Consider the following 14,913-nt stretch of genomic DNA (forward strand, 5'->3'; position numbering starts at 1 on the left):
CGTTGTCCGATTTGTCGGATACCGGTCTCGACGCAAGCGAAGAAATGGTCGAGCCGCAGTAGCCCCTCTCCTGCGGGAGACCTGCCGACCACCACAACGCACACGCTGCGTCTGCAGCCGCAGTAGGCGCGCTGGCGTTGTCCGATTTGTCGGATACCGGTCTCGACGCAAGCGAAGAAATGGTCGAGCCGCAGTAGCCCCTCTCCTGCGGGAGAGGGGTTGGGGTGAGGGTACGTGCGCACGCATGCGACCGATGGCATGCGATGCGACGCATCCTCGGCTTGTTTCAAGCGGCTTGTGCATGACAAACACCACGAGGCTTCGTGTGTCCCCTCATCCGCGCTTCGGGCACCTTCTCCCATCGGATGAAGGAGAGCACTGCACTTCTGACGTCTGCATTTAAAGCAGCTAAAAAAAGACTGTGCAGCCATCAGGCGGCCGGTGCTCGGTGCGTTATGTAGCATGCGGACGCTCCTGTTCCTCCGCGCCCCCAACTGACGACTGCTCGCTACCTTTTGTTAGCCACCCTTATGAGTTGCGTTTGGCATTTGGCATTTTGGCTGCTGCACCTCGCATATCTGCACGTTCCAGCGTCCAGACATCCGCACGGCTGGCAGTGCATGTCATCAAGCGAGCACAGCATGATAAGATGCATTTGATAACCATTATCATTAACGACCAATGCGCCCCACGCTTCTTGTCACCGCGCTGACCGCTGCGCTCGCCCTGCCCTCGCCCTCCGCTTTCGCTCAGCACACCAGCACCTCGCCTGCCGTCACCGAACTCGATGGCATCAACGTGGTCGGCCGTGCGCAGACGTTATACAAATCCGACGATGCAGCGGTCGCCACGCGTACCGACACGCCGCTGGCGCTGGTGCCGCAATCGGTGCAGGTGCTGCCGCGCGAGTTGATCGACGACCAGGCCGCGCGCCAGATCACCGATCTGTATCGCAGCATCAGCGGCATCAGTTTCTTCAGCTACGCGGGCGTCACCTTGCGCGGGTTCCGCCAGGAAAACGTGCTCTACGACGGTCTGCGTGGCGATCCGTATGCCGGTTTTTCGGTGCCGCAGCTGTTCAACATCGAACGCGTGGAAGTGCTCAAGGGTCCGGCGGGGGCGTTGTATGGCGGCGGCGAACCCGGCGGCGTCATCAACTACGTCACCCGCAAGCCTGCGCACCAGGCGCAGCGGCGGGTGGAGCTGCAGCTGGGCAATCAATCGTTCGGCGCAGCGTCGTTCGAAGCCACCGGCCCGGCGCGCGAAGACGGCCGCATCCGCTATCGCATCGGTGCCTATGCCGATGGCGAGGATGGCTTTCGCCGGAACACCGATAGCCAAAGCCAGATCGGCGATGCCTCGGTGGCCTTCGATGTCGGCGACACCGGCGAGCTCACCCTGCAATACACCGATATCACCCAGAACCTGGGCGGCAATCGTCTGCGCGGCGTGCCGGTCGATGACGACGGCAATTTCCTCACCGACCGTCGCTGGAACCACAACGAGCCCACCGATTTTCTCGACATGCGCGCCAAGGTCGCCTTCGCGCAGTATCGGTTTGCCCCCTCCAGTGCGTGGGATGTGGACATGGCGCTGCGCTGGTTCAAAAACGATGAGCATCAGATCTATCACGAGCCGATGGGCTTGATCGACCGCGATCGCGACGGCACCGCCGAGTGGATGACGCGGCAGTTGCGCAACCAGTACCGCGACAACGATGCCATTTCCAGCAACGTCAATGCGGTGTTCCGCACCAGCACCGGTGCCATCGCACACAAGCTGCTGATGGGCGCCGATTACTATCGCCTGGATGCCGATTTCCGTGCGCAAACAGCCAATACCGCAGATAGCGGACGCGTGCGCGGGCCGGTGCCGGGCATCGACCTGTTCAACCCGGTCTACGGGCGTAGCGGCTTTTACGATTACGGCCTGGACACGCTGCCCTGGCGTGCCACCAGCACGCGTAGCCTGCGCTACGGCGCGTATCTGCAGGACGAACTGACGCTGACACCACGCTGGTATGCGATGGCCGGACTGCGCTGGGATGGCTTCAAGGACGACAACCTGCTGGATGGCTCGCGTATTACCGGCAACGACCTCAGCTGGCGCGTGGGCAGCACCTTCGTGCTGCGCGATGGCGTCAATGCCTATGCGAGTTACGCCAGCGGGTTTGTGCCGCAGGACGCGGCAAATCAGGATGCGAGCGTCGGCGGGCCGTTCGACCCGGAGCGCAGCAAACAATGGGAGCTTGGCCTGAAGACCGCGCTCAACGATGGCGGCTTGACGCTCAACACCGCGTTGTATCGCATCGAGCGCAGCAACATCGTGCAGGCCAATGGCAGCGTCGTCGATGGCGTCAACCAACTCTCTGCGCTGGGCCTGGTGCGCAGCGAAGGGCTGGAGGTCGACCTGCTGGCCGATCTGACCCAGCGCTGGGTGCTTAACCTGACCTACGCCTACAACGATGCGCACGTGCTCGATGCCGGTAGCGACGGCATCACCAATGCATCGGGCGATCGCTTCGCCAACGCACCGCGTAACACGCTCGGGCTGTGGACCCGCTACGACTTGCCGGCCTGGCGCTCGGCGGTAGCCTTCGGCGCCGACTACGTGGGCGAGCGCGTCAGCCTGGACGGCCAGCGCGTCAAGCCGTACGCCATCTACGACATCAGCTGGCAGACGCAGTGGGATGCGTGGAAGCTGCAGATCAACGTCAAGAATCTATTCGACAAGGTGTACGCGATGAGCGGCTTCAATGCGCGTGGCGGGCACTTTCCGGGCGAGCCGCGACGCATCTATGCGCAGTTGGCCTATACCTTCTGAGCACGGCGACTCGTCGCTCAAGCATCCGCAGCACGCGACGCTTGCAACGCCGGCGCGCCCTCCGGCAAGCATCGCCATCACGATCACGCCTGCGTCCATGCAACACGCACTCGCCACCACCGCAACTGCGCGTTGACGCACAGTTGCACTGCGCACAATTGCCACGCAATGAACCTGCGCCGAATCGCGCAGGCGGTCATGGGCTGGAACTTAACGTTCGGTGGGACACACTAGAGGCCGTCGCGATCTGGAGATCTCTCCACACCGATCGCCCCCCTCCCCTCACTGACCGGAATCCGCATGCCTCAGCTTGCCCGCTCCGTTTCCGCCCTGTTGCCCCTGGTGTTTGCAGCCGCCTGCTCGGCCGCACCACCGGCCAAATCCGGCCCACCCGACGCGCCTGTCGCCAGCTGCACCGCCAAGGTGAAGCCGGGGCAGGATCTGCAAAAGGCCATCGATAAACTGCCGCAAGGCGATACGCCGTCGGTGTTGTGCCTGGAAAAAGGCGAATTTCCGCTGCGTGGGCTGGTCTCGATCCACCGCGGCAACCTGACCTTGCGCGGCAAAGGCCCAAGCACGGTCTTGCGTATGGCCGATGGCGTGCAGCAACCAGCACTGGTGGTGGGCGACTACGAAAACCAGCAGCCGACCGGCGTGATCCGCAACGTCAGCATCGAAGACATGCAGATCGTTGCCAGCACCGGCGACAAGGAATTCATGCCCGAGCGCCCGTACCTGAGCAACAGCGCAGTGGTGGTGCGCTCCGGCCAAGGCATTCGCCTGGCTGGGTTGCAGGTCAACAAGTGCCGTAGCGCCTGCCTGTTGAGCGAATACGACACGCGCGAGATCACCATCGAAAACAACGATGTGTCTGGCGCGATCTGGGACGGTGTGTCGTTCAACCGCACCGCCAAGGTGACCATGGTCAACAACTACATCCACGACAACGTGGCGGCCGGGTTGACCACCGAACATCTGGAAGACAGCGAGATCCGCAACAACCGCTTCGAACGTAACGGCAGCCAGGGCATCTATCTGTCCGATGCGCGGCGCAACCGCTTCAGCAACAACGTGTTCGATGGCAACAAGGTGGCCGGCGTGTTCCTGGCCTGCGCCATCCGCTATCGCACGCCGGAAATCCTGTGCTGGGACAACAGCATGAGCCAGGACAACGTGTTCGAGAACAACCGCTTCTCCAATACGCCGTTCACCTACACCATCGGTGTGGACCGTGCAGCCAACTGCACCGCGGCCGACTTCAAGCCCAACCTGTGGCGTAACAACCAGGCCGATGTGGCCGGTGTGGATATCGAGCCGCAGCGCTACGGCTATTGCGTGCGCCACGAGCAATAAGCACCTGTACTACAGGGCGGCCGGCAGCGCGTTGGCGCATGCCGGCCGCTGCAGTTGCAACGCGCGTTACGAGGCCAGTGCCTGTTCGTGCACGCCGGCGATCGCACGGCCCGACGGGTCGGCCATTGCCGCAAAACTCGCATCCCAGGCAATCGCGGTCGGTGACGAGCACGCAATCGACTTGCCGCCCGGCACCGTTTCTGCCGCCGCCTGGCTCGGGAAAAACTGCTCGAACAGGCTGCGATAGAAATACGCTTCCTTGGTCTGCGGCGGGTTGACCGGAAAACGCCGGTCGGCCGCGGCCAGCTCGCGGTCGCTCACATGCGCGGCGGCATGCGCCTTGAGCCCATCGATCCAGCCATAGCCCACGCCATCGCTGAACTGCTCTTTCTGCCGCCACAGGATCGATTCGGGCAGATAACCGGCGAACGCTTCGCGCAGCACGCCCTTTTCCATGCGCGTGGCGCCGGTGCTGGTCTTGTCGATCATCTTGAAGCTGGCATCCATGCGCATGGCCACATCCAGGAACTCGCGGTCCAGGAACGGCACGCGTGGCTCAACGCCCCAGGCCATCATCGACTTGTTTGCGCGCAGGCAATCGAAGTTGTTGAGTGCATCCAGCTTGCGTACCAATTCCTCATGGAATTCGCGCGCGTTCGGTGCCTTGTGGAAATACAGATAGCCGCCAAAGATTTCGTCGCTGCCTTCGCCCGACAGCACCATCTTGACGCCCATCGCCTTGATGCGCCGTGCCAGCAAAAACATCGGCGTGGACGCGCGAATGGTGGTGACGTCGTAGGTCTCGATGTGACGGATCACTTCCGGCAACGCGTCCAGGCCTTCTTCGAAGGTGTATTCGAACCCGTGGTGCACGGTGCCCAGTGCTGCGGCGGCCACTTCTGCAGCGGCAAGATCGGGCGAGCCTTTCAGGCCGATCGCGAACGAATGCAGGCGCGGCCACCACGCTTCGGTGGTGTCGTTTTCTTCGATGCGATGCCGTGCATAACGCGCGGCGACGGCTGCGACCAACGACGAATCCAGACCGCCTGAGAGCAACACGCCGTACGGCACGTCGGTCATCAGCTGACGATGCACCGCCCGCTCAAAGGCTTCGCGCAATTCCTGCAGTTGCACCTGCACGCCTTCCACTTCTCCGTATTCGCGCCAGGCGCGTTCGTAGTAGCGGCTCAATGCGCCGGTGGCGCTGTCGTACCAATGGCCCGGCGGAAACTGTGCGGCATCGGCGCAATCGTCCACCAGCGATTTCAGCTCGGAGGCCACGCGCAGGCGGCCTTCGCGATCATGCCCCCAGTACAGCGGCACCACGCCGATCGGGTCGCGCGCAATGATCACGCGTCCGGCCGCCTTGTCCCACAGTGCGAACGCAAAGATGCCGTTGAGGCGGTTGAGATACGAGGCCGGCGCATCTTCGCGATACAACGCGTTGATCACCTCGCAATCGGAGCCGGTCTGGAAGGCGTACGGCTGCTGCAGCTCCTGCTTGAGTTCGCGATGGTTATAGATTTCGCCATTCACCGCCAAGGCCAGCTGCCCATCTTCCGAGAGCAAGGGCTGCGAGCCGCCGGCCGGGTCGACGATGGCCAGCCGCTCGTGCACCAGGATCGCGCCGGTGTCGACATACACGCCGCTCCAGTCCGGACCGCGATGCCGCTGCCGCTGCGAACATTCCAGCGCCTGCCGGCGCAGGGCCTGCAGATCGTCGCCGGGTTGCAGGCCGAAAATTCCGAAGATGGAACACATGGAAACACTCCTGATGAAACTGCGGGGATGGATGGCCGGTGGACGAGCATGCTGCTTGGAAGTGACGCCCAAAAAAAAACCCGCATCGGCCGATGCGGGTTTTCTGATTCCTGGGCGTTTGGATGTACTTCGCCTAGTCGCAGACCCGCATCGGCCGCGCACGATTATTCGCGCGCAGCGTGTTGCGGTTGGCGTTATTAAGCTTGGCGAGGTGGATGACCATGTAGCCGACGCTAACCGTTCGTTTTCGCTGGCGCAACTGTTTCAGCGGCAACGACGGCGGCGCAGCGCTTGCTCAACCGATCAACAAGCGTTCGACAAGCGTGCGGTACAGCGACGGCAACGCCTCCAGATCGGCCACGCGCACATGCTCGTCCACTTGGTGGATCGACGCGTTGACCGGGCCGACCTCGATGCATTGCGCGCCCAGCGGCGCGATGAAGCGCGCATCGGAAGTGCCACCGCCAGTGCTCTCTTCCGGCGGCGCGCCGGCGAACTGGCCCAACACCTCGCGCGCAACGCTGCGCAGGCGCCCCTCCGGGGTGTAGAACGGCTCGCCGCTGCGGTGCCAGCGAACGCTGTAATCCAGCGCATGGCGATCCAGCACTGCGGTAATTTCCGCTTCAAGACGCGGCGCATCCCACTGCGGGGTGTAACGCAGATTGAAGGCGACCTGCAGCTCGCCGGGGATCACGTTGTTGGCACCGGTGCCGGCATGGATGTTGGAAATCTGCAGACTGGTGGGCGGGAAACTTTCGAAGCCGTCGTCCCAGCGCCGTGCGACCAATTCGGCCAACGCGGGCGCTGCCAGATGGATCGGGTTGCGCGCCTTGTGCGGATACGCCACATGGCCCTGCACGCCATTGACGGTCAGCGTGCCGGACAGGCTACCGCGGCGGCCAACCCGCAGCAGGTCGCCCAGTCGCTCGGTGGACGATGGCTCGCCGGTGATGCACCAATCGATCGCTTGCCCACGTTCGCGAAACAGATCGGCCACACGCCGCACGCCATCGATGGCATCGCCTTCCTCGTCGGAGGTCAACAACACCGCCAACGTACCGGGGTGCTCCGCATGGGCCGCAACAAACTGCTCGGCGGCAATCACGAAGGCAGCCACGCTGCCTTTCATATCGGCGGCACCACGCCCGTACAGCACGCCATCGCGGATCTGCGGATCGAATGGATCGCTGGTCCACGCCTCGCGCGGGCCCGGCGGCACCACATCGGTATGCCCGAGCAACACCAGCACTGGCGCACCGCTGCCATGGGTTGCCCACAGATTGTCGACCTCGCCCAAGCGCAGGTGCTCGCAGGCGAAGCCCGCGGCAGTCAAGCGCCCTGCAAGCAGTGCTTGGCAGCCAGCATCGTCAGGGGTCACCGAGGGGCGTGCGATCAGATCGCAGGTCAGCTCCAGCACATCGTTCATGTCGTCAGGCCTTATGTGATCACACGGTTGATGCATGCATCGCTGGGGCGGCATCCGGGCCATGCCACTGCATCGTCTGCACGCGCACTGCAAAACGCTCGTTTCCCGGCATGCGGCCGCCGTGGCTGCCGGTGACGACGAAGCCGCAGCGTTGGTAGAAGGCCAGTGCTGCGTCATTTCCTTCCAGCAATTCCAACGACAGGCCGTTCGGACGATCCCGCTGGACCGCTGCAACAAGCGCTGCGCCAACGCCGCGCCGTTGCGCGCCCGGCGCCACGTACAGCCAGGCGAGTTCCTGCGCATCGTAGGCAACGAAACCCATCACGCGTCCATTGAGCTCGGCCACGCGCAGCGTGTAGTCAAACAGTGACTCACGCTCGGCGGCGATCGGCAGGGGCAGGAATGCTTCGGGCAAGCCGGCCGCTCGCAGCTCTTGCTGCCGCGCCGCATCGTGCACGGCACACAGCTGGAGCCAGTCCTCGCCCTGGTAGGGCCGCACGTTCACTCGATGCCGAACCGCTTCTTGAAGCCGTTATCGGAGAATCCCTGGCTCAACGCGCCATCGTCGGTCACGACCACGGGCCGTCGGATCAGCTGCGGATACTCGCGCAGCAGCAGCTTCCATTCGGCCTGCGAGCCAGGCGTTTTTTTGTTGTCGGGCAGCTGCCGCCAGGTGGTCGAGGACTTGTTGATCAAGGCATCGAAGCCGCCCGCCTGTTCGGCCCAGGCGACCAGCGTCTCCGGCTCCGGCTTGTGCTCGCGGTAATCGACGAACGTATGGGCCAAGCCGAAGCGGTCCAGCCACTTGGTGGCCTTCTTGCAGGTGTCGCAGTTCTTCAATCCATACAACGTGGTCATGTCGTGCTCTCTTCAACTGCATGGTGCGCGCCTGCACGCGCCAGCAAGGTGGTGGCCAACGCGGTGGGGTCTTGCCCGCGCGCAGGCAGGAACACCACCCGTGCGCGCTCACCGTGGAATTTCAACGCCAGCCGCACCGGTGGAACCAGCCAGGCCGGATCGACTGCACGCAACTGCGCCAGGTCCACACGCTGCGACCGCCCCTGCTGCACGATCTCCAGCGCATCGCCGGCATCGCGCACCTGCGCCCATCGCCTGCACAACACGATATGCCGCACGGTCAGCCCAAGCATGGCGACAGGCGCCAGCCAGCGCAGCACGTCCAGCTGCTGCGGCACGCCGTCGCGCGCCAGCGAGCCCGCCACGTAGACCGCAGCCCATCCCAGCCACAGGGCCGGGATGCCCCACCGGATCCAGCCGCTGGCTGGACGCGACAGCAAGGTGCCGGCAGGGGCGGGTGCGGTACTCAATCGGCCAGACCGCGCAGCAGCTCGTTAACGCTGGTCTTGCTGCGTGTCCTGGCATCCACTTGCTTGACGATCACTGCGCAATACAGCGAATGCGAGCCGTCCTTGGACGGCAGCTGGCCAGACACCACCACGCTGTACGGCGGCACATAGCCGTAGGAAATCTCGCCGGTAGCGCGGTTGTAAATACGCGTGCTCTGCGAAATGAACACACCCATGCCGATCACGCTGTGATGGCCGATGACCACGCCTTCGACCACTTCCGACCGCGCGCCGATAAAGCAATGGTCTTCGATGATGGTCGGGCTGGCCTGCAGCGGTTCGAGCACGCCACCGATGCCGGCACCGCCGGACAGATGGCAGTGCTTGCCGATCTGCGCGCACGAGCCCACCGTTGCCCAAGTGTCGACCATGGTGCCTTCGCCGACATAGGCGCCGATATTGGTGAAGCTCGGCATCAGCACCACGTCCTTGCCGAAATAGGTGCCGCGACGCGCGACCGCACCGGGCACCACGCGCACGCCGGCCTTGCGGAAGTCGGCTTCATGGAAGCCGGCAAAGCGCGATTCCACCTTGTCCCAGAACGGCGCCGGCTGGGCGTCGATCACCGCCATCTCGTTGACGCGGAAATACAGGAGCACAGCTTTCTTCAACCACTCGTTGACGGTCCAGCCGCCCTGCCCGTCCGGCTCGGCCACGCGGAATTCGCCGCTCTCCAGGCCATCGATCACGCGGGTGACGATCGCGCGGGTGGAGCCGTCGATCTCATCCATCGTCAAGGTGGCGCGGCGCTCGAAGGCGCTTTCGATGCCGAACTTCAGTTCATCGTTGCCTACATGGGTTGCCGCGCTTTGCACGGCCTGCTCGGCAATCGGCCGTTTCTTTGCAGCGGCCGCCTTTTTCGCTGCTGGCACCGACACCACGCCGGTCGCCTGCCTGGCCACGCGCGGAGCGCTGGCGGCCTTCTTTTCAGCAGTCTTCTTTTCAGAAGCCTTGTTTACAGCGGTGTTCTTGACCGGCGCGGCCTTGACCGCCGCCGTCTTGACGGCGCCTTTCTTGCCGACTCTCGCGACCGGCTTGGTCGTGTCTGCTGCGGTCGTCTTGCCGGCCTTGGCGGTGGGGGTGGCTGCGCGCTTGGGTGCGGCGCTGGCGGTGGTCGCGCCGGGCTTGCGCGCGGTCTTCTTGGTGGTGGCCATGGGGGTCTCCGGACGTACTAGGCGGGGTCGAGACAGGCGCACAACGCATCGCGCAGGGCCTGCCGGGCGGATTCGGACAACGGGCGATCGTGCTCGTCGGTGATCTGGAACTGATCTTCCGCACGCTCGCCAAAGGTGGCGATGCGCGCGTCGTGCACGCGGAGATGTTGCATGCGCAGGACATACGCCACATCGGCCAGCAGGCCAGGACGATCGGGGGCGACCAGACTGATGCGGGTGCGGCGGCCGCCAGCGCTTTCGCTGAATTCCACGCGCGGCGCAAAGCGGAAATGCCGCAACTGGCGCGGCACGGCACGCCGCGATGGCCGCACTTTTTGCAGGTCGCCGGCCAGCACCTGGCGTAGCGCGGCGGCAAGACGCTGCGGATCGCCATCGGCATAGCCTTCCTGCGGCAGCACTTCGAACACGTCGAAGATCGCGTCGTGCGGCGCGTCCAGCACGCGCGCGCGATGGATGCCGTAGCCCTTGCGATCCAGCGTGGCGACAATCGCCGAAAACAGGCCATCGCGGTCTGGCGAATACACGAACAGTTCCAACGCATCGTTGTCCGGCACCGCACGACGCGCCTTGACCAGGGTCTGGCCGATCTGCACTTCGATCAGCGAGACGGCCTGCCAGGCGAGCTGCTCGGGACGGAAGCGCAGGAAGTTTTCGTCCGGCATGCCAGCGAACTGGCGGTCGATGGTGGCATCGTCATGGCCTTGCGCCTGCATCAGCGCGCGTGCGGAGTCGCGTGCTTCGCGCAAGCGTTCCTCGCGCGGCGGCGGATGTTCCAGGCCTTCGCGCAGCGCGCGACGCGCGGCGAAATACAGATCGGCCAGCAACCGGTCCTTCCATGCGTTCCACAGCTTGGGGCTGGTGCCGGCGATGTCGGCGCAGGTCAACAGATACAAATAATCCAGACGCTCGCGGGTGCCGACCAGGGTGGCGAAGCGATGGATTACCTCCGGGTCGGAGATGTCCTGCTTTTGCGCGGTGACCGACATGCGCAGGTGCTGCTCCACCAGCCAGGTCACCAGTTCGGTATCGCCTTCGCTGAGCCGATGCGCAAGACAGAACGCGCGCGCATCGACTGCGCCCAGTTCGGAGTGATCTCCACCGCGGCCTTTGGCGATGTCGTGAAACAACCCGGCCAGCAGCAGCAATTCCGGCTTGCGCAGACGCGGCCAGACTTCGTGGGTGATCGAAAAACGCTCGTCGGCACGGCCGGCGGCGAACAGCGCGATGTTCCGCAGCACCATCAAGGTGTGCTGGTCCACCGTGTAGACGTGAAACAGATCGAACTGCATGCGCCCGGACACACTGGCAAACGCCGGAATCCACTGCCCCAGCACACCCAGCCGCGCCATGCGATTGAGCGTTTCCACCGCACGCGGGCCGCGCAGCAGCGCCATGAAACGGTCGCGCGTGGCGGCATCGGCTACGTCGTAAGCCGGCAGTTGCTGCAGCACTTCGGCCAGCGCGCGTGCGGTCAACGAATGCAACCCGCGCACATCGCGATGCGCGGCCCACTGCGCAAACAGCGCGAATACCCGCAGCACATCGCCATCCGGCCAGCTGTCGGCATCGGCGGCCAGATAACCGCGACGCAGGCTGAAACCATCGCCCAACGGCTCCGGTACCGCCTCGCCATCGAACTGTTCTTCGAAGCGCTGCAGCAGCCGATCGCTGATCCGGCGGATCAACGCAGCGCTGCGGTAAAAGCGCTGCATCATTTTTTCGACGCCAAGACTTTCCGGGTCGTCGGCAAAGCCCAGCCGCTGCGCCAGGGTCTTTTGGTAATCGAAACGCAGGCGTTCTTCCGGCCGGTTGGCCACGATGTGCAGCCCGAAGCGCAGCCGCGCCAATTCTTCGCGCTCGCGTCGCAACGCAGCCGCTTCGTCGAAGCCGACATGGCCCAGCCCGACCAACGCTTCCAGATCCTTGACCCCGAACGCGCGCAACGCCATCCAGCCCAGGGTCTGCAAATCGCGCAGGCCACCCGGGCCGTCCTTGATGTCGGGTTCGAGATTGTCGGCGGTGTCGCCAAAGCGCTGATGCCGCGCCAGCAATTCTTCGCGCTTGGCCTGGAAGAAATCGCGCGGCGGCCACACCCATTGCGGCGCGATCGCCGCAGCCAGTGCCGCGCGCGCGTCGCCGTCGGCCACCAACGGCCGCGACTCGATCAACGCGGTGAGCACGGTCTGATCGATCGCAGCGGCGGTGCACTGCGCCGGCGAGCGCACCGCGTGACTGATCGGCAGGCCCACATCCCACAACAACGCGAACAACCGCGCCAGCGCCTGCTCGTGGCGCTGCTGCACGGCGGTGTCGCCCAACACCAGCACGTCCACGTCCGAACGCGGAAACAGCTCGCCGCGGCCATACCCACCGACCGCATGCAGCGACAGGCCGCTATCGGCCGAAATACAGCGGGTCCAGGCGTTGCGCATCAACTGGTCGACCGCGCGTGCGCGTAGCGCAACCAACCGTTCGATCGGTTCGCCCTGATCGAAGCGTTTGCACAGCCGCATGTCCGCGTGCACCAGCAGCGGACGGGCCTGCGCGGCCCATTCCGCATCGCCGGCGACGCCCGGGTCGGGTCGATCCGCCGGCGTGGCCGTCATACCGGCGCGGGCGAATTGGCAGACAGCGTCAGCACATCCACGCCGTCTTCGGTCACTGCGACCATGTGCTCCCACTGCGCGGACAACTTGCGATCCTTGGTGACCACGGTCCAGCCGTCGGGCAGTGTCTTATGGTGATAGGTGCCTTCGTTGATCATCGGCTCGATGGTGAAGGTCATGCCCGGCTTGAGCACCAGGCCTTCGCCCGGACGGCCGTAATGCATCACCTGCGGTTCGTCGTGATAGACCTTGCCGATGCCGTGGCCGCAGTAGTCGCGCACCACGCTGAAACGTTCGGCCTCAGCAAACTTCTGGATCGCATGGCCCACATCGCCCAGCGTGGCGCCCGGCTTGACCGCGCGGATGCCGCGCCACATCGCTTCATAGGTGGTGTCCACCAGGCGCTTGGCCATTACCGACGGCGTGCCCACGTAATACATGCGGCTGGTGTCGCCGTGCCAGCCGTCCTTGATCACGGTGACATCGATATTGACGATGTCGCCTTCCTTCAACACCTTGGCCGCGCTCGGAATGCCGTGACAGATCACGTTATTGACCGAGGTGCATACGCTCTTGGGAAAGCCGCGATAGCCAACGTTTGCAGGAATGGTGCCCTGCACGTTGACGATGTGGTCGTGGCAGATGCGGTCGAGCTCGGCAGTGGTCACGCCCGGCTTGACGTGCGGGCCAACGATGTCGAGCACCTCGGCGGCCAGACGGCCGGCGATGCGCATCAGTTCGATTTCTTCTTTGGTTTTTAGATTGACGCTCATGCCCCCGATTATCGCCGATCCGGGCTGAATCTGAACGACCCGCGACAGCGTTTTTTGCAGGACACAGTGTCGACAGCACAAGCGGACCGGGCAACAGCAAACCGTCGCGAGCGCCTATTCATGTGTGACGCAGTTCCTCTCGCGTCAAGAATCCTGCGAGCGAAGTCATCAATAGGACATCGCAAATTTCGCAAAAGATGCAAGCGAAACAGCTAGATACAAGATGAATTCGCAGTTATTTTTGGCACAGTTGATGCATTGCATGGAGGGCGACAGCTTGTCGCGTCATCAAAGACCTGACCGGTCAAGGAAATGTCCATGCGCACTGTCCGCCCTGTCCTGCTCTCCATCGGCCTGCTCTCGACCATCGGCATGGCGACGGCAGCAGATACAACCACCTTCAACGTCAAGATCGCCGTCACCAAGGCCTGCACCATCACCGCCGCTTCCGCCACGGACGTCGACTTCGGTTCGGTGCTCTCCACCTCGACCGCCAACGCCGATGCCAACGGCAGCGTGACCGCCCAATGCACCGCATTGACGCCCTACAACATCGCGCTGAGCGCGGGCAGCAACGCGGGCACCTCTAACGATGTGACCACCCGCCGCATGAAGAACGCCGACCCACTGGTCACCACCAACAACTTCATCGCCTATCAGCTCTATCAGGATCTGGGCCGCAGCACGGTCTGGGGCAGCACCACCGGCACCAACACCCTGAGCCGCACCGCCACCGGCATCAACCAGGTCTACCCGGTCTACGGTCGTGTGACCAATCCGTCGGTCAACAACGCCGCGACTGGTAGCTACCAGGACACGATCACCGCGACCATCGTCTATTGAGCTCACGCATGCCATCGCAACAGCTGCCGTCGCGCCTCCGTGCGTGGCTGGTCCCGCTGGGACTCGCCCTGAGCCTGTCGCTGAGCTGCGTCTGGCTGTTGCCGCCTGCGCAGGCGGCCAGCCTGCAGCTGGCGCCGACCTCGCTGACCCTGAGCGCAGAACAGACCGCCGACGGCCTATGGCTGAGCAACAGTGGCGGCGCACCGGTGCAGGTGCAGACCCGCGCCTATCGCTGGACCCAGCGCGATGGGCAGGACCAGCTCGATCCGACCCAGGAAATCCTGATCAGCCCACCGATGCGCACCCTGGCTGCAGGCGAGCGCCAACTGATTCGCGTGATCCGCGCCGGGCCTGCGCCCAGTCGCCAGGAGCTCTGCTACCGCATCATCGTCGACGAACTGCCCAGCGCCGATGCCGATCGCAAGGGCATGCAGTTCGTGCTGCGCTACTCGGTGCCGATCTTCGTCCTGCCACCCGGCAAGGCCGAGCCCACGCCCACCCTGAGCGCGCAGGTAATCGCCGGCACCGACGGCAATGCGCAGATCCAGATCAGCAACAGCGGCTCCGGGCATGCGCAGGTCGCCGATCTGCAGCACCGGGTCGATGGCGCAACCAAGACCACCTTGAACGGCTTGGTCGGCTACGTGTTACCGGGCCAGACCATGCGCTGGTCGCTGGGCGCACCGCTGGCGCAGTTCGGCCGCGGCTCCATCGTCGCGAGGATCAATGGTGAGGCTGACGAACGCACCTTGTTGGCCGCGCCCACGGCGCCGTGATACGGCCCGG

At 64.2% G+C, this 14,913-nt stretch carries 12 protein-coding genes and 1 other RNA gene; 5 read left to right on the forward strand and 8 right to left on the reverse strand.

What is annotated here, in order from left to right; all coding sequences use genetic code 11:
• Positions 1-455 precede the first annotated feature (455 nt).
• The 3 genes from ABQZ00_RS12640 (at position 456) to hpaM (ending at position 4,176) form a co-directional block, all read left to right on the forward strand.
• Positions 456-524, forward strand: a non-coding RNA gene (locus tag ABQZ00_RS12640) — sX9 sRNA.
• 157 nt (positions 525-681) lie between these two features.
• Positions 682-2,823 carry a TonB-dependent siderophore receptor gene (locus ABQZ00_RS12645; RefSeq protein WP_323538177.1) on the forward strand — a complete coding sequence of 714 codons (2,142 nt, stop codon included), beginning with the start codon at positions 682-684 and terminating at the stop codon, positions 2,821-2,823.
• A 300-nt stretch (positions 2,824-3,123) separates the two neighbouring features.
• Positions 3,124-4,176, forward strand: coding sequence for a type III secretion-associated outer membrane-bound protein HpaM (hpaM, locus tag ABQZ00_RS12650; RefSeq protein ID WP_055845076.1), 1,053 nt, complete (start codon positions 3,124-3,126; stop codon positions 4,174-4,176).
• 66 nt (positions 4,177-4,242) lie between these two features.
• On the opposite strand, the gene asnB is transcribed toward hpaM, so the two are convergent.
• The 8 genes from asnB to map form a co-directional block, all read right to left on the reverse strand.
• Positions 4,243-5,937: an asparagine synthase B gene (gene asnB / locus ABQZ00_RS12655; protein ID WP_055845080.1), complete on the reverse strand. Its 1,695-nt coding sequence runs from the start codon at positions 5,935-5,937 to the stop codon at positions 4,243-4,245.
• A 295-nt stretch (positions 5,938-6,232) separates the two neighbouring features.
• Positions 6,233-7,363, reverse strand: coding sequence for a succinyl-diaminopimelate desuccinylase (gene dapE, locus ABQZ00_RS12660; RefSeq protein WP_323538176.1), 1,131 nt, complete (start codon positions 7,361-7,363; stop codon positions 6,233-6,235).
• Positions 7,364-7,382: 19 nt separating this feature from the next.
• Positions 7,383-7,868 (reverse strand): GNAT family N-acetyltransferase, encoded by a 486-nt coding sequence (locus ABQZ00_RS12665; protein ID WP_323538175.1) that lies wholly within the window; start codon positions 7,866-7,868, stop codon positions 7,383-7,385.
• The gene (locus ABQZ00_RS12670; protein WP_115553389.1) at positions 7,865-8,221 is read right to left on the reverse strand and encodes an arsenate reductase; all 357 of its coding nucleotides are present in this window, start codon (positions 8,219-8,221) and stop codon (positions 7,865-7,867) included. Before ABQZ00_RS12670 ends, ABQZ00_RS12665 begins: the two co-directional genes overlap by 4 nt.
• The gene (locus ABQZ00_RS12675; RefSeq protein ID WP_323538174.1) at positions 8,218-8,691 is read right to left on the reverse strand and encodes a hypothetical protein; all 474 of its coding nucleotides are present in this window, start codon (positions 8,689-8,691) and stop codon (positions 8,218-8,220) included. Before ABQZ00_RS12675 ends, ABQZ00_RS12670 begins: the two co-directional genes overlap by 4 nt.
• Positions 8,688-9,884 (reverse strand): 2,3,4,5-tetrahydropyridine-2,6-dicarboxylate N-succinyltransferase, encoded by a 1,197-nt coding sequence (gene dapD, locus ABQZ00_RS12680; protein WP_323538173.1) that lies wholly within the window; start codon positions 9,882-9,884, stop codon positions 8,688-8,690. Before dapD ends, ABQZ00_RS12675 begins: the two co-directional genes overlap by 4 nt.
• 17 nt (positions 9,885-9,901) lie before the next feature.
• Entirely contained in the window at positions 9,902-12,511 is a 2,610-nt protein-coding gene (locus tag ABQZ00_RS12685) for a [protein-PII] uridylyltransferase (protein WP_323538172.1), read from the reverse strand.
• Complete coding sequence (gene map / locus ABQZ00_RS12690) at positions 12,508-13,284, reverse strand: type I methionyl aminopeptidase (protein WP_055845099.1); 777 nt, start codon at positions 13,282-13,284, stop codon at positions 12,508-12,510. The genes ABQZ00_RS12685 and map overlap by 4 nt, the downstream gene beginning before the upstream one ends.
• A gap of 318 nt (positions 13,285-13,602) precedes the next feature.
• On the opposite strand from map, the gene ABQZ00_RS12695 reads away from it, so the two are divergent.
• Both ABQZ00_RS12695 and ABQZ00_RS12700 read left to right on the forward strand, forming a co-directional pair.
• Positions 13,603-14,127, forward strand: a complete 525-nt coding sequence (locus ABQZ00_RS12695) for a Csu type fimbrial protein (RefSeq protein WP_161556490.1) — start codon at positions 13,603-13,605, stop codon at positions 14,125-14,127.
• An 8-nt stretch (positions 14,128-14,135) separates the two neighbouring features.
• Positions 14,136-14,903: a fimbrial biogenesis chaperone gene (locus ABQZ00_RS12700; protein ID WP_323538171.1), complete on the forward strand. Its 768-nt coding sequence runs from the start codon at positions 14,136-14,138 to the stop codon at positions 14,901-14,903.
• Positions 14,904-14,913 lie beyond the last annotated feature (10 nt).

Source organism: Xanthomonas sp. WHRI 10204 (assembly GCF_040202875.1).
Taxonomy (GTDB): Bacteria; Pseudomonadota; Gammaproteobacteria; order Xanthomonadales; family Xanthomonadaceae; genus Xanthomonas.